This window comes from Rhizobium sp. BR 315, assembly GCF_050577975.1.
Taxonomy (GTDB): domain Bacteria; phylum Pseudomonadota; class Alphaproteobacteria; order Rhizobiales; family Rhizobiaceae; genus Rhizobium; species Rhizobium miluonense.
Genome location: NZ_JARWKZ010000011.1, coordinates 60,273 through 76,400, shown reverse-complemented (window position 1 = coordinate 76,400; position 16,128 = coordinate 60,273). Strand labels below are relative to the sequence as shown.

The 16,128-nt window shown below is 58.6% G+C and carries 11 protein-coding genes; 1 reads left to right on the top strand and 10 read right to left on the bottom strand.

Translation table 11 applies throughout. The features are described 5' to 3' along the window. Positions 1-22 precede the first annotated feature (22 nt). Together bcsN and QD409_RS14030 are read right to left on the bottom strand one after the other, a co-directional pair. Positions 23-1,012, bottom strand: coding sequence for a cellulose biosynthesis protein BcsN (gene bcsN / locus QD409_RS14035; RefSeq protein WP_430762934.1), 990 nt, complete (start codon positions 1,010-1,012; stop codon positions 23-25). A gap of 257 nt (positions 1,013-1,269) precedes the next feature. Then, complete coding sequence (locus QD409_RS14030) at positions 1,270-2,172, bottom strand: alpha/beta hydrolase (RefSeq protein WP_092854746.1); 903 nt, start codon at positions 2,170-2,172, stop codon at positions 1,270-1,272. 298 nt (positions 2,173-2,470) lie between these two features. Between QD409_RS14030 and QD409_RS14025 the strand changes: the two genes are divergently transcribed. Beyond that, positions 2,471-4,660 (top strand): TonB-dependent siderophore receptor, encoded by a 2,190-nt coding sequence (locus tag QD409_RS14025; protein WP_430762933.1) that lies wholly within the window; start codon positions 2,471-2,473, stop codon positions 4,658-4,660. 267 nt (positions 4,661-4,927) lie between these two features. Here QD409_RS14025 and fhuB read toward each other — a convergent pair whose 3' ends face one another. The 8 genes from fhuB to QD409_RS13985 form a co-directional block, all read right to left on the bottom strand. Then, positions 4,928-6,919, bottom strand: a complete 1,992-nt coding sequence (gene fhuB / locus QD409_RS14020; protein WP_092854740.1) for a Fe(3+)-hydroxamate ABC transporter permease FhuB — start codon at positions 6,917-6,919, stop codon at positions 4,928-4,930. Beyond that, entirely contained in the window at positions 6,916-7,842 is a 927-nt protein-coding gene (locus QD409_RS14015) for an iron-siderophore ABC transporter substrate-binding protein (protein WP_092854738.1), read from the bottom strand. The genes fhuB and QD409_RS14015 overlap by 4 nt, the downstream gene beginning before the upstream one ends. Continuing rightward, the gene (locus QD409_RS14010; RefSeq protein WP_208858707.1) at positions 7,832-8,644 is read right to left on the bottom strand and encodes an ATP-binding cassette domain-containing protein; all 813 of its coding nucleotides are present in this window, start codon (positions 8,642-8,644) and stop codon (positions 7,832-7,834) included. The genes QD409_RS14015 and QD409_RS14010 overlap by 11 nt, the downstream gene beginning before the upstream one ends. A 60-nt stretch (positions 8,645-8,704) precedes the next feature. After that, positions 8,705-9,178: a GNAT family N-acetyltransferase gene (locus tag QD409_RS14005; RefSeq protein WP_092854734.1), complete on the bottom strand. Its 474-nt coding sequence runs from the start codon at positions 9,176-9,178 to the stop codon at positions 8,705-8,707. 51 nt (positions 9,179-9,229) lie between these two features. Continuing rightward, the gene (locus QD409_RS14000) at positions 9,230-9,820 is read right to left on the bottom strand and encodes a sigma-70 family RNA polymerase sigma factor (protein ID WP_092854732.1); all 591 of its coding nucleotides are present in this window, start codon (positions 9,818-9,820) and stop codon (positions 9,230-9,232) included. 152 nt (positions 9,821-9,972) lie between these two features. Next, complete coding sequence (locus QD409_RS13995) at positions 9,973-10,704, bottom strand: 4'-phosphopantetheinyl transferase family protein (RefSeq protein WP_430762932.1); 732 nt, start codon at positions 10,702-10,704, stop codon at positions 9,973-9,975. A 1-nt stretch (position 10,705) separates the two neighbouring features. Beyond that, positions 10,706-12,025, bottom strand: a complete 1,320-nt coding sequence (locus tag QD409_RS13990; RefSeq protein ID WP_430762931.1) for a lysine N(6)-hydroxylase/L-ornithine N(5)-oxygenase family protein — start codon at positions 12,023-12,025, stop codon at positions 10,706-10,708. A gap of 33 nt (positions 12,026-12,058) precedes the next feature. Further along, positions 12,059-16,054: an amino acid adenylation domain-containing protein gene (locus tag QD409_RS13985; protein WP_430762930.1), complete on the bottom strand. Its 3,996-nt coding sequence runs from the start codon at positions 16,052-16,054 to the stop codon at positions 12,059-12,061. Between the last annotated feature and the right edge of the window lie 74 nt (positions 16,055-16,128).

Here is a 16,128-nt window from a genome sequence, read left to right as displayed (position 1 = left end):
TGGCGCCCCGAGATCGCTCAGCCTAGCGGCTGCACGTCGCGGATATGCCCGATTCTCCGTTACAGTCCGGTAAAGGCACGGCAATATTGCTCGCTGTATTTGGCCTCGACGGTTGTGCCATTATGGACGTCGAGCCATTCGCGCCGCCCGTCTGCGGCGAATCGTTCTGTCCATCCGGCAAAGGTACGCGCGGGCCGATGATGGGTGGCAGGGCCGGCTGCACCTGGGGCTGCTGCGGTGTGACTGCGGGCCTGCGTATGACGGCAGGGCGTATGGGTGCCGGCTGGCTCTGATAGCCGATGCTGATCGGGGCCGTACGATAAGGGGCAGCGTCGGGATAGACCAATTCGCCCGGCTTGCCCAGAACGGCATCAGCACCGCGCGGCGCACCGAAGGGGTTCAAGGCAGCGCCATCGAAACGACCGGCGATCGTATAGCCATACACCCTGCTTAGGAGCTGGCGCTCCGTCGAATGGGCGTCGCAGAGCCTGAGCCTCACCTGCACCGTGCCGAAATTGCGCTGCTCGCGCGACGGTGCGAAACCTGCCTGAACCTGCTGCCACGCATAAAGGCAGGTATCGCCGGCCATGCTCTGACCGGAGGCGTAGCCGAAAGGCCCGTAGCTGTTCTGGACGAAGATCGCCGAGCGAGCGAGCCGCACGCCCGGAACGGCCGAGGCCATTTCGCGGGCGATCGTACGCTCGTTGATGGTATTGAACGGCCTGCTTCCGAGAGCCGGGTTCGATCCATCTATGCCGAGAAACTGTACCTTGAGGAAATTCTGGCCGGGAACGGAGGAGGAAGTAGCGAGCGAAATCGTCTGATCCACATCCTTGGCATGTCTGCGCTCGACCACATTGACGATTGCCGGGCCACCGGGCGGTGGGAAGGCCAATGCCTTGTCGTTGTCGACCGTTTCCACGCCGATTGATTGCCGAACGTGGCCCGTCGTCGTACAACCGGCCATCAAACCGGCTAACGTAATCAGGGCTATCGTCTTTGAAAGATGCATCTTTTCGGGTCGCGGCAAAGTGGTTGTCTGTTATAAAATTCGCTAAATTGCGCGGCGGAGTTGGGAATCAGGCCCTTGTATTTGGTAACACGAATAAGCAGGACTATGGTTAATCAATCGTTAATTTAGCGATTGAGACCCAGGCAAAAGGGTAAAGTAATGCCGATCATGATGTCGCGGAAAAATCGGTTGAGCGGCCGCCCAGAGATGACGCCACATGCAGCCCGAGCTGCTGCCGAAGAGGTGACCCCGGTTTTCTATAACGTCCTTCGGAACGCTACTTGTACGGCCCGATTGAGGGCGACCGGAAGGGCCGACATATGGTTCTCGCCGGCATATTCCTCGAATGTAGCCGCCCCTGTGAAGGAGCTCATTGTTGCCCATCGCTGTGCCATGTCACGGGCGAGTTCGATGGTGCGTGTTTCCTTGGCGCGTTCCTGCCTTTTTTGCTCTTCGGGCGTACCCTTGTGAAAAGGCGCGAGTTTCTCGCCTTCGTATCCGCCGGCAGAGAGATGCAGCTCTGTGTCCAGCGGAACTTTAAGATCGGCGAGAAATTCGCTTTCCAATGAAAGGATTGCGGCATCTTCCCAATAGATTGCGGGGCTTGCCGCGATCCAGCGACTGAAGGCGTGTGGTTTCGAAAACAGCGCGTAGAGAGTAAAGAGACCACCGAACGAGTGACCGAAAAGCGATTGGCGCGATCGGTCAATCGACACCTGTCGTTCTATCCAGGGCTTGAGCTCGTCTTCGATCAAAGCCAGGAAACGCGCTCCGCCGCCGGTCCGGACATCAGGTGTGTTGGGGAAGAATGGTGGATAGATCCGACCGGGAGGCGGGCTCAAGTCCCATGAACGCCGAAGCGGATCATAGGGTTCGTCCGTGGGGTAGCCGATGGCGACGATGACACCTTCGCTAACATTGGTTCCGTTCGGATAGGAGGCCTGCACTTTGAGGGCGTCGAGCGCAGTTGCGAAACAGGCATTCCCATCCGTCAGGTAAAGAATGGGCCATCCCTCCGGCGGCGCCGGCTTGTCGGGGCGGTAAAGGAAGATCCTGTGCGGCTGATCGGCATTTTCGAATTTCAGATCGGCAAATGTCGCGCCGGCAAGAGTGACCGGCCTCGACTGGACCGTTGAGCTGCATGATGACGATTGGGACATTGTCTCCCCGAAAGACCGAAAATGCGGTTGCCTTGCAGGATCGTAAAGGCGCTTAAAAAAGATGACTGTAATTCTCCATATTATGAGATTCGACATCTGACAAGCAGTTCCGATATGTCAAAAATATAATTCGAGGTTGTATATTCGCAGAACGCAGTGTCGCCATTTCGGCGATTTTATCGCAGCGGCATCGAATTCGATGAAAAGATGACTATTATACTCATATATTATTGACGGCGGCCGGAGCTGCAATCTAATTTGCGCCATCTTTCTCAAAAACGGATGGACGAAAAAACTTATGAAACAGAGACAATATAATTATATCAATAACTTGATAGATAGTAGGATCGCTCTTGCGCGCAGCGCTACAGCGCTTGCCACCCTGTTTGCTTTGAGTGGAAACGCCTTTGCACAAGATTCCGCTGCCGGCGCGAACAACGGTGCTGCGACCCAGCTTGCGCCGATCGTCGTCAGCGGGCAGTCGAGCGGTGCAAGCGATAATACAACGGTAGCGGCAAAGAAAAGCAGCGGCGCCACCAAGATCGATACGCCTCTGGTTGAGACGCCGCGTTCCGTTTCGGTGGTGACCCGGAAGGAATTGGAGGAGCGCGGTGCGCAGGACATTACCGAGGCCGTGCGCTACTCCGCCGGTGTTCAGACGGGCTCGTATGGTTTTGATCCGCGCTTCGACCAGATCTATATTCGCGGCAATGATGTCACGACCGACGGCGATTATCGCGATGGGCTGCGGCAACCCTACATGAATTACGCGATGTTCCGAACCGATCCTTATGCGCTCGACCGTGTCGAGATCATCAAGGGTCCGGTATCTGTGCTCTACGGCGCCGGCTCGCCGGGCGGTATCGTCAACAAGATATCGAAGCTGCCGACGGAAGAGACGATCAGGGAGGTCGGGGTTTTCTATGGAACCTCTGACCGTGCCCAGACAATGTTCGATTTCGGCGGGCCGGTCAGCAAGGACGACGACACCATGTGGTACCGGATCGTCGGCTTGGCGCGAAAGGGTGACACCAATTTTGACATTGCCGACGATCGCTATTTCATCCAGCCGTCCTTCACTTGGAAATCTGATGATGCGACGAGATTTACGGTCTACGGATCGGCGCAGTCGACTGAGACCGATGCCAATGTCGGTGCAATGAAAGGCCCCGACGGCAATATTCTTGATTTTCGCGACAGCGATCCCGATTATGACTATCAAAAGACCCGCCAGCAGCAGGTCGGCTACCAGTTCGAGCATGAGTTCGATGGTGGCTTCACCTTCCGCCAAAATCTTCGCTTCTCGCACCTGAATCTAAAATCGCGTTATCTCAGCACGCTTGGTTGGACCGGAACCGTCGCCAATCGTGGTGCAACTGCGATTGGCGATAGGATGAATGTCTTCCAGGTCGATAACCAACTCGAATCCAAGTTCAATACCGGTCCGGCAGCCCATACCATGCTGTTCGGCCTCGACTATACTCGTATGAGGGATTCCTTCGCATATGGGATGGATGCGACGACCAGCCCGGCCTATGACTTCGATATCACCAATCCGACCTATGGAGTGTCAGGCCCAACGCCGGCCTATAACTTCAGCCGGGTCGGCGCCAGCCTGCAGCAGTTCGGTGCCTATGCCCTTGACCAGATCGAAGTCGACAAATGGCGCTTCACGCTCGGCGGGCGCCAGACCTGGGTCAAGCAGTCGACCGATACCACTCTTGTCTCTTCCAATACGACCACGAACGACAGTCTCAACAAGAGTGCATTTTCAATGCAGGCCGGTGCTCTCTATCTCTTCGATAATGGGATTGCGCCCTTCACCAGCTATTCGACCTCGTTCAATCCGGTCACCCAGCGATCCGCATCCGGCAGTATCCTCAATCCCGCGAAAGGCGAGCAGTATGAGCTTGGCGTGAAATATCAGCCGCCGGGCACCGATATCCTGCTGTCGGCCGTCGCCTATCACCTTGTCGAGAAAAACAAGCCCGTTCTGGTCGATCCGCTGACGGGCATCTATGCCTCGCTCGGCGAGGTAACCAACAAGGGCATCGAGCTGGAAGCCAAGGCAAACATAACCGATGGCTGGGACGTGGTTGCCGCTTACTCGTACAATCATTCCGAAATCACGCGCGGCAACAATGCCGGCAACACGCCTGCGGTAACCCCGCAGAATATCGCCAGCCTCTGGTCAAACTATACCTTCCAGGAGGATTCCGCTGCCAGGGGTCTAACGGTCGGTGCCGGCATTCGCTACACCGGCGAGACCTATGCCAGCACGGCGAACACCGCCAAGAACGATGCCAGCGTCTATCTGGATGCGGCACTCTCTTACGACTTCGGCGCGGTCGATCAGAAGTACAAAGGCCTGACTGCATCGGTCGACGTCCGCAATATCGCCAACCGCCGACTGACGGTTTGCAACGAAGGCTATTGCTACCTTGGACAAGGCCGCAACATCACGGCATCGTTGAAGTATCGCTGGTAAATTCTTCGCGGGCGTCGTGTTTCCACATGCCGCCCGCGATTTTCGCTTGAAAAAAGCAAACAGAGCGGCAAGACCTGCCAGATGCGCTTGAGTTCAGCCATCTTCCCGAACTGCAGCGATCCAGAGGACGGTACATGGATCGTGTCAGGCCTGCTCCTTCAGATGCTGGCCTTGATCCGATGCGATCAATATTCGCTGGCATTCGGCGGGCGAAACATTTCTTCCATCGGCAAGAACCTCGAATACTGGCAGCGTGCTCCGATGCGTTTAAGAGGCCCTGCGCCGCTTGATCAGTAGCATCAATAGCAGAGGCGCACCAACAAGCGCCGAGACCAGGCCGGCGGGGATCTGGTATGGGAAGGCGATCATCCTGCCGAACCAATCGGCAAGCACCATGAGACCGCCGCCGGCAAGGGCTGCACCGGCAAGCTGGGGCGCTGCGCGTCGTAACCCAAGCTCTCTCGCGAGGTGTGGGGCCATAAGGCCGATGAAACTCAAAGGGCCGACGACGAGCGTCGCAGCAGCAGTCATGGATGCGGCGAGCGCAAAGAGACCGGCGCGGGCGAGATTGACGCGGACGCCGATCGCTTGCGCGGCCTGCGGGCCGAGCGGTAACAAGTCGAGCCAGCGGCAGCCAAGAAATGACAGTGCGAATCCCATGGCCGCCGCACCTGTTGCGGAAATTGCTCTCGTTGTGTCAACAAGATAAGTCGAGCCGCTCATCCACTGCATGATAATCATCGCGCGCGGATCGCCGCTAGCGGCAAGCACGCTTATGAAGGCGTCAAGCATGGCGCCGAGCGCAATACCCGTCAGCAAGACCCGCTCCGGCGCGAAGCCGGAGCGAATGCCGAAAAGGAAAATAGCAACCAAAACGGCGAATGCACCAAGGCCGCCGAGGCCGAGCTGAGCTGCCATGCCTGGAGCTGAAAACACAAAAAGGGCGGCCGTTACGCCGATGGTCGCGCCGGCGGAGATACCCAATACTTCGGGACTTGCCATCTCGTTACCGCTGAGTCGCTGCAGGATTGTCCCGACGACACCCAACATCGTGCCTGCAGCGAAGGCGCCGATCACCCGCGGCAACCGATAGGGCAGGACATCGGGCCAATGCAGGTAGACTAGAGTCGTCCAGGCGCCATCCGGCGCCCGTCCGAAGAAGGCTGCGCCTAGAAGGAGGGCTAGAAGTCCGATGCCTGCTATGAGGAGCGGTTTTTGTGAGGTATGTGCCGTTCGGCCTAGCGTCTGGGGCGAGACCGGAACGTTGCGTTGTGCCACCTTCAATCGCGGCAGCATCAGAAGCAATAGCGGAGCGCCGAGCAATGCGGTGATGGCGCCGGTCGGAAGGAAGGTCGAGGATGCGCCGGAAAGCAGTATCAGCGCCTGATCCGTTAGAAGCAGCAATCCCGCACCGATGAGCGGCGACCAGACAAGCTGGCTCCTCATATGGCGGGCGCCGGCAAGCTTAGCAATCCGCGGGGCGATAAGGCCGATGAAGCCGATAACGCCGACCGCACTGGTCACGATGGCGGCAAGCGCGATGGCAAGGCAGACCGCAGCAATGCGTGTCCGCCTTACCGAAAGGCCGAGACCACTGGCGCCGCCGTCCCCAAGTTCCATGAGCGATAGCGGCCGCGCCATCAGAAAAGCAATGGCGGCAAGAACCGCGATTTTCGGGAGAAGGGAAAGGGGAATGGTCCAGCTCTGCTGCACCAGCGACCCCGCGCCCCAGATGAAGAGGCCGGAGAGATAGCGATCGTTCATCAGAACGAGAATGGCGGCAAGCGCACCACTCCAGACACTGACGATCAATCCCGAAAGCACCAGGGCAAAGGGCGAGAAGCCGCGCCTTGAGCCGATCAGAAAGACGACGGCAGCGGCCGCAGCACTCCCGAACAGAGCAACGGCATCGCGGCCAAAGCCTTCAAGGGCCGGAAGGGCGAGCATGACGGCGACAAGTGCGAGATTTGCGCCGGCAGAAATGCCGAGCGTCGAAGGCGAGGCAAGTGGATTGTGCAGTACCTGCTGTAACAAGCTTCCCGAAAGAGCCAGCGCTGCGCCGGCAAGAAGTGCGGTAACAATCCGTGGCAGCGTCGAATAGAGCAACAACAGGCGCTGTGGATCGTAACAGGTATCCTGTACCAGCAGGCGCGAAAAATCTGGGGCAACATGATGCCAGACGAGCAACCCGGCGAGCCCCAAAAGCGTCAATGCCACGACGGGAGCGCCGAGGGCCTTATTTGCTTCCATATGGCTCATGCGAGTTTTTCCAAATGGTCGAGCAGGATGCGAGCGAAGCGCTCTGCCTCCTGCACCATGCCGAACATCAGAGTGCCCGGCAGCACCGAGACACGTCCGGCCTGCACGAAGGGCAGGCTGGTCCACAAAGGGCTGTCCTGCAGATTGTCGAATATATTGGGGGGAAGGAGAGGTTCAAATGCGATCAGGCGCAGGCTTTGATCGAGCGTTGCCAATTGTTCCAGGCCGATCGTTTCGAAACCCCAATAGTCGCCAGGCCCTGTCCAGGCGTTTTTGAGACCGATCCTGCTCATGACGTTCTGGTAAAGGCCGGCGCCGCCATAGATCCGGGCGTGGCGCTGATCGACGAAATTGATAAGTGCCAATGGCGGAGGATTGAGCTTCCCAACTCTGTTCGCGCAGCGGTCAAAGAATTGTTCGGATCGCGCCAGAAAATCGTCCGCTTGCTGGTGTCGCCCGATTGCAGCGGCCAGCAGCCGTGTGGCCTCAATCGATCGCTGGAGAGCTTCTCCGCCTTCGGCATAGACCGTCAGCTCCATGACAGGCGAAATCGCCTCCAGCCGTGGCTTAAGCGGTGCGAGATAGGGTGTCGTCAGGATCAGTGCCGGCTTAATGCTCGCCAGGACTTCAAGATTGATTTCACTGGTCGTGCCGAGATCGATAACGCCGGCCGGCATTTTCGGCTCCACCACCCATCTATCCCAATCGGCAAGCGAAGCGATGGCAGCCGGCGTGACACCGAGCGCCAGCAGCGTCGAAGCCAAACCATAATCGAGGGAAACGATCGGGCCGGATACCGTTTCGGCAGCAAATCCCGCTCGCGGAACGGCAAAGAACGCTGCGGCGGCAAGGAGTGCGCGGCGGCGGGAAAGTTTCAAGGGATAGTAAAGTTTCAAGGGATAGTAAGGTCGCTCAGATGACATAGGCGAGCGGTGTTCCATGCACGGGGTGAGCCGTGATGCCCATGTTCGTGTTGTAGATCATATGCAGCGTCTCGGCTGTCATGAGACTGGGCGACGGGCCGGCGGCAATCAGGCGTCCGTGCTTCAACGCATACAGATGGTCGCAAAAATGCGCGGCGACATTGATGTCGTGAAGCACAAGAATAACGCTCAGGCCTTTCGTCCGTGAGAGTTCCCGTACCAGGCCCAGGATCTCCATCTGATGGGCGATATCGAGCGCTGAGGTGGGTTCGTCCAGCAGGAGGCAGCGGCTGTCCTGGGCAACCAGCATGGCGATCCACACGCGCTGGCGCTCGCCGCCCGAAAGCGTATCCACCATGCGGCCCTTCAAAGTATCGACGTGAGTAAGCCGCATCGCGGTCTCGACTTTCTCCCGATCGAGCTCAGTGAAGCGGCCCAGAGCTCCATGCCAGGGATAGCGTCCGCAGGCGACAAGTTCCTCGGCGGTCATGCCAGCGGCGGATGTGGTATCTTGCGGCAGATAGGCAACGGCGCGGGCGAAGGCACGCATGTCGTAGGAATGCACCGAGGCGCCATCGAAAACGATCCGCCCGCCGGCGGGCCGGATTTGTCGCGCCAGCAGTTTGATCAGGGTGGACTTGCCGGAACCATTATGGCCAATCAATCCCGAAATCTCGCCGGCGTTGAAAGTCGCATCGAGCGGATGGAGGATGGGGTTGCCGTCGACTTCGAAACGCAGGCCCTCCGTCGTAAAGACGGCGTGCCGGTCTAGGTCGGCTTGAGCAATCGGTTGGTCTTTCATGGCCATCTTTGGCGAAGCATATGGTTTCAGCATGTGTCGAACGTCTGTAAATGAGTGAGATCAGTTAGTTGCCGTCAGCGGCTTAACGAAGAACAGGCACGGATTGCCCTTACTCCAAAGCGTAGGAAACACCTCTGCACGGATAAAGCCGTTCCGGTCGTAGAAGGCCCGCGTCGCCTCATATTGCGGCTCGTCCTTGCCTCTTGGAGCGAGCGTCTTCACCGTCAGAAGCTTGCAGTCGGCAGCGCGCGCAAACCGTTCGGCGGCGGCGAGCAATCGTTTGCCGACGCCGCTTCGGTGGTATCGGCGTCGAGTTGCGATCACCAGGATTTCCATGGCAGAAGGCGTGCGCGCCTGCATCGAAACGAAACCGGCGATAGTGCCAGCCTCGACGCAGGCGAACATCGGCAGAGTTTCCGCAGCTTCTGCGCAGGCATCGACAACAGCCCGGTCCGTAAACCAGTCTGTTAGCTCCGACATGACGGCACGACAGATTTCGCCCCTGGATTCGGTTATCTCTATCGCTTCCAGCATGTGTTTCTCCCTTGCCGGGTAACGGTTGCGGAAAATGGCGGCGCGCCGCCATCAGGCACGCATCTCCCGAGAGCGCGAAGACCGGTCCCGCCTTTGGTTACGACTGGACGTCATGTTCTGATCGACCTCCAGCGCTAACGCTGCGAGGCAGCGCGAATGCGCTTCTCTCAACAGGCCGCAAACCAGCGCGCAGGATACTCCGGCTTCTTTGGCGATGACGTTTTGGGGCACATCGTCGAAATAATGCTCCTCGTAAAACTTGCGGGTCCTGGCGGGCATCGCCTCGACGGTGCAACGAAAGGCCTTATATGCTTCAGCCTCGTGCAGATGTTCTTCGGGACTTCCGTAGGCAGATGCATTGCCGCCGACTTCTTCTTCGACAAACAGACCTCTCTCATATCGCAAGCGCCGCATATGGTCGGTTGCCAGATTGCGCACCATGCGCATCAAATAGGGGGGCAGTGCCGCGATATCTTGCCTGAGCGGTTTGGAGACCAGTTGCAGCAAAACCTCCTGCACAACGTCTTCGGCCAAGGTCATGCTACCGGTGATCCTGCGGGCGACGGAGAGGAGTTTCGGGTAGGCGCGAAGCGCTGTTTGGAGTTGTTCATTGGAAGTCGGCTGTGAATGGTTGGCAATCATGTCGGGCTCTCGATGAAATCCAAAGTTGCATTTCGTTGCGCCCCTCCTTTTGAAGGGACCCTATAAAACATGATAATAATAGTCAAGATAAAATCGATAGGCAGTCAATCTTCTTCTGAATCTCGATATATCCATGTGATTTCATGGGAATTTTAAACAACTCTCATAAAATGAACGAGGTCGAGGTTATGGCGCCATATTGGCTCAGCTATCATGGTTGAAGCAGCGACAGCCCATTGAAGATCGCTGCCGTTTCCGCACTTGAATTGACCAGAGTGAACAAAAACTGCCTCTCTCGGCGGGGATTCTATAATGCCAAAGGTTGTATTTTTTTGAATGAGGGTCACGCTTTGCGGGTCGGCGAGGAAGCCGTGGCCGAGGCATTTCAGAGCAGCTTCCTTTCGAACCCAATGGGATAGAAATTCGTTTTGGCGCTGCTGTGATGTCAGATGGTGGAGATCGTTGAGCTCTTGAGCGGAGAGGATCAGCGGCAGGATCTCGCGCACTTCTGCTTCGGAAAATAAGTTGAGCGGTTCGATGTCTACGCCGACATGGCCGCCGCGACTAACGGCAAGCACCACCATGTTCCCCGCATGGGAGAGATTGAAGTCGATATCGGGATGGTCGGGCAGGTAGGGTCGCCCGGACGGCGTAATCGCTATGGAAAGAGCCGCCGGCGTGCAGTCGGTAATCCTGCTGACAATGTTTCGGCAAAGCGTACGTCCTGCAACGAACATACGCCGCGCCTCGAGTGAACAAAACGCTGCCGCACGCACCTTTTCCGCCTCGCTTAGCATCAGCTCCGGGATATAGAGGCCGTCGTGCAGGTGAAGGCTGTGAAGCTCCACCTGCGCGATCTCTTTCCCCGCTTCGAAGGAAATCACTTTATTCCGCCGCCTGTCCCATATGCGAGGAAAGTTGCGTCGAATGTGTCTGTGTTTCCCATTGAACGATGGGATCGAGCTGGCCGAGACTGAAATGATCGCGGCCGAGCAGCGCATTGGCGATGACGGCGCTGCGCCATGCGGCAAGGCTGAGCTGCGGTTCGGCGATGCCGTGGCTGTGGCGGCCTGCATTGAGAACGAAGATGCGGTTTTCACGCGGACCGTCCCAGGCCAGCGAGAAATCGTTTTCCAGCACCGGCTCGCCTATCGAGTTCAGCTCGACGCGGTTCTCAAGCGAATGAAGGAATTCAGGTAGGACGAACCGATAGCCCGTGGAAAGCACAATCATGTCGACCGCCAGCGTCTCGATGCTGTTGTCGAAGCCGTTGCGCATGGTCAACGCGATTTCGGGACCATCCCGCTCGGCTGCAATGACATCGCGGAACGGGCGCAGCGATATGCCATGATCAGGCTCGCCGGCGCTCTCGAGCTTTCTCTCGTAGAGCCGGCGATAGAGCTTCTTCAGGGTCGATGCGGAGATGCCGTCACTCGCGAGAACCTGTCGGCCGGTATGGACGAGCCGCAACTCCTCAGGTAGCCGGTGGAAGCGCTCCATATAGCCGGGCGTGAAGAGCTCGTTGGTGAAGGGCGTTGCATCCAGCGGCTCGAAATTCGGTCGGCGGCTGATCCAGTGGACTGCCGTGACGCTATTCAGGTCAAGAAGCGCATCGACGATCTCGGCGCCGCTTTGGCCGCCGCCTATGACAGCAACGCGCGGGACTTTGATCTCGCCGAGACGCGCGGCGGCCTCGCTGCTGTGAAAGCTCATCGATTTCGGCAGTTGTTCGGCCCAGGCGGGGCGAGCCGGCATTTTGCCGACGCCGACGGAAAGATTGCGGGCGGTGATCGCGCCATCATCCGTGGCAATGGAGAAGACGCCGTCATTGGCATGGACTTCATGCATGCTTGTGCCGAAGCAAAGCGAAGTGAGCCCACGCGCGACCCATGCTAGATAATCGGCGAATTCCTTGCGGGGAACGGCCTCAAATTCGGCATTCAGAAACTGATAAAAGCGTTTGTGTGCAACGAGATAGGCAAGAAAGCTCCATGGGCTGGTCGGGTTGGTGGCTGTCACCAGATCCTTGAGGATGGATGTCTGCATCTCAGCGCCGGGCAGCATCATGCCCGGATGCCAGGCGAAGGATGGGTTCCGTTCGAAGAAGCGCACCGACAGCTCAGGTATGGAATCGAGCTGGGCGGCAAGGCTGAGGTTGAATGGACCAATTCCGGCCCCTGCGAGGTCGAGTACATACGATGTCATGATGCAGCTCCAGAATGATTTAGAAAGAGGGAGTTACTTGGCGATGCCTGCGGAGAGGGAACGCGGCGCAAAGGCATCGTCCAGCCGTCGCGCGAAGCGCTGGTGGAAGGGTGTCTTGCCGATGATCGTCAGATGGTTGGTGCCGGTAACGATCTCCGATGCAGTGGCGTTCGGCGAATAGCGGCGCCAATCGATGACGTTGAGGGCGCGCGTAAGGGAATCTTCGGCGGCGAAGGCATGAATGCGGAAATCGGATGGCGGGAGACGATAGTTTCGGAAGATCATCGCATTGTCGATGAGGATCCAGAATGTGTGCTCCTCCGAGCCGATATCAGGGCCATCCGTCGGTAGTTTGACGTTATGCTTGACGACGTGGTGGAGGAACTGTTCGTAGACCTCCTCGTTCATGGCGGCGAAAAGCCTTTTCCAATCCTCGCGCATCGGCGTGGTTGCAAGCCAGCTCTGCACGGCGGCATGGGTGCGATCCCGGATGCCGTCTTCGAAGCGCGGCATGATGCCGACGGTGAACTCCTCGTCCATGTCGCAGACATCGACCATGCCGATCATGCGCAAATCGATGTCATTGCCGAGCTGCCGGGCGGCCTCATAGGCAAGCAGCCCGCCCCATGACCAGCCGAGGAATGCACAAGGGCGACCCTTGGCCTTCTTGCGGATAGCCTCCGCATAGCGAGCGGTGATATCCTCGACGCGGGTGCTGAGCGTTTTGGTCTCGGTCAGCGAGTAGCAGATGAAGCCCGTCGCCGGCTGCTCCGGGCCGAGATAGTCAACCAAGCGCATATATTCGCGCGTGCTGACGAGGAGGCCGGGGAAGCAGTAGAGAACCGGCCGGTCGCCGTTACGGCGGAGGTAGACGATATCGACGCCGGTCTCGTCGCGGCTACCGTCGATGGCAAGCGCCAGGTCGCGGATGGTCGGATGATTGAACATAGCGGCGATCGAAAGCGGCCATTCTGGATGGCGCATCTTCAGGCGTGAGACGATCCGCACCGCAGCCAGCGACTGCCCGCCGATATCGAAGAAATTCTCCGTGACGCCGATGTCGCCGATGTCGAGGATTTCCTTCCAGGCATCGAGGATCGCTCTCTCCTTGTCGTTGGCCGGTGCGACGATCTCGCGCTCGATGCGCGGTGCCGGCAGGGCCGCACGATCGAGCTTGCTGTTCGGACCCATCGGCAGCTTGTCGATCAACATGATCGTCTGCGGCACCATGTAGTCGGGCAGGGCGGTCATGGCGGTGCGACGCAGTTCGGTGACATTTAAGCTTTCGCCCTCGCGAGGAACGACATAGGCGACGAGCGAACTGCGGCCGTCCTTATTGTGCAACAGCACGACCACTTCGGCGACGCGCTGGTCCGACCGAAGCGCGGCCTCAATCTCTCCGGGCTCGATGCGAAAGCCGCGTAATTTGATCTGGTGGTCGACGCGACCGGCGAATTCGACGATGCCGTCTTCCCGCCAGCGGCCGAGATCGCCGGATTTATAGAGCCGACCGCCTTCCGAAAAGGGATCGGGGATAAAGCGGTCCGCCGTCAGCTCCGGCTGGCCGAGATAGCCGCGCGCCAGGCCGCTGCCGCCGATGTAAATCTCGCCGATCACGCCGACCGGAACAGGCGAAAGATCGGCATCGAGCACATAGATACGCCGATCGCCCACACCGCGCCCGATCGGCGCGACTGCTCCCTCGAAGCGAGTTCCCGCCGGGATCTTCCAGATCATCGGAGTCATGATCGTTTCGGTTGGTCCATAGCCGTTGATCAGCAGCTGCGCTTTGAGATTTTCAGTGATCATGTCGAACACGGCCTGCGACAGTGCCTCGCCACCGAAGGAATAGAGCCGCAACCGCGGTATGTCGCCGTTCTCGCCGGCATATTCGGCCAGGCCGCGCACGTAGCTTGTAGGAAGGCTTGCATTGTTGACGCCGTGCCGCTTCATCATCGCGAAGGCGTCTTCAGCCGTGGCGAGCTTGTCCTGCGTCAGCACCACGCCGCCGCCCGCCATCAGCGGCACCATCCAGCGCTCATGTCCGCCGTCAGAGGTGAATGGAAGCACGGGATATTCGCAGGACTCCTCGCTCATCTCGTAGATGCGCAATGTCGCCTTGCAGTGATGCGCCAGCGGAGCATGCTCGACCGCGACGCCTTTGGGCACGCCCGTCGATCCGGAGGTGTAGATCACGTAGGCGAGCTGCTGCGGGGCGATCGCCGTGGCTGGCGCTTCGCTGCTTTCCGCGGAAAGGTCGATTGCATCGAGGTTGAGGAAGGGCGTCGCAATATCGTTCGGCAGGTTTGCGATGTGCCGCGTCCGGGAAATGACGAGCGTCAGACCAGGCGCCGTCAGGATATGGCGGTTGCGCGCCTCCGGGTGATCCGGTTCGACCGGCGTGAATGCGCCGCCTGACTTCAATACGGCAAGAATGGCGATCATCGCGTCGATCGACTTTTCGAGCGCGATTGCCACGCGCTTCTCCGGTCCGATCCCCATGGCAATCAGGCGATGTGCCAGCCGATTGGCCGCCGCCTCGAGTTCGCCGTGGGTGATCGATTTTTCACCTTGTGCGACCGCGAAGGCTTTCGGCCGCCGTCTGGCCTGCGCGGCGATGACTTCATGGATAGGCACGCCATCGTCGGGCTCGGGCGCATCGGGATAGGGCGCCGACAGCCTGTCGAGCTCCTCCGGCGACACGAACGGGATGTGCTTGATCTCCTCATTGGGGTTGCTGTGCAGACGCACGAGCGCGATTGCCAGATCATCGGCAAAGCGGGTGATCTGCTTTCGGTCATGCTTTTGCGGGTCGAAGCCGAAGCTGAGGCGAAGCTTGGTGTCGGATGTCTGCGAAACGGTGATGACCAGCTCGGCGTCGCGGCGCGCCTGCGGCTCGATCAGGCTACGGATATCCTGGGCCGACTGCGTAAATCGCAGGGGTGGACGGATGTCGAGAAGCGTCTTGACCAATCCCGTCGTGTCGAAGGATTCGTCCCGCCGCAGCAATGCGTCCGCAAGAGCTTCAAAGGACATTGATTGGCGGGCAGCGGTGTCGATTTCCTCAGCGAATGCCTCGCGGACGCCCTGAAGCGTCATGGCGCCGCTCAGCTCAGCCGTCAGGATCAGGATGACCTCGCTTCGGGCTGCGACCACACGCGTTTCCGGGCGGGTGACCAAGCCTATCCGCTGTGTGGCGTAGCCGGAATGGCGACGCAGTGCGATCCCGAGTGCGGCAAGGACGGCGCCGGATATTTCGGTTGTTGGCTGCGCCCGCGCGGGCGGCGATGGCATCAGCACATCAAGCATGTGCTCGAACCATGCTTCGTCGACCAAATCTGTTCCGGTTAATGTTTGCGGCAGAAGCGAAGCGATATTTTCCTGCACCGTCAGGCGCTGAAACCAGAAATCGACCGACTCGACCGCCGGATTGCGTGGAGCGCCGTTGCCGGTCATCCATGACACCGCGTCGGGCATCGCTGTTTCGGCAACATCAAGTGGGACATCGGTGTCGCTATAGATATTGCGAAGGAAATCGGTAGCGAGAAGATCGAGTACTGCGATATCCGCAAGAATCGCGTGAAGAGACAATATGGTGCCGATCGCCTGGCCGTTTCTCGTCAGCAGAATGAAACGGGCCGGATTGCCACCGGCAAGATCCATCAGGCGCTGTCGTTCCGCGGAAGCGACGGCCGCCAGCCCCTCGTCAACATCCTCGTTTGCCGCCAGACCCTTCTCGACAGCATCGACATTGCCGACGTTTTTCAGGATCTGCTGAACAGCACCGCCTGCACGCGCCTCAAATTCACAGGTGACGAGGGGATGGTGACGAGAAAGTGCCGAAAGTCCCTCTCTCGCCACAGCAAGGGAAACTGGAGGGAAGGCGAAGCCGAGAATCTGTCGTCCGTAGATGACCTCGTTACCTGTCTCCGACAGTAGCCAGATTCGCGACTGCGCCGGCGATAGCGAGCACTTCGCGACAAGATCGGAGTCGTTTAATGCTCTGGCGTTCCGGTCAACAATTGTCATTTCTTTACTCGTCTCCTCGAAGATTTTGCGGTATTTCTCGAATATTTTAAATATAATAAAGTATATATACCAAT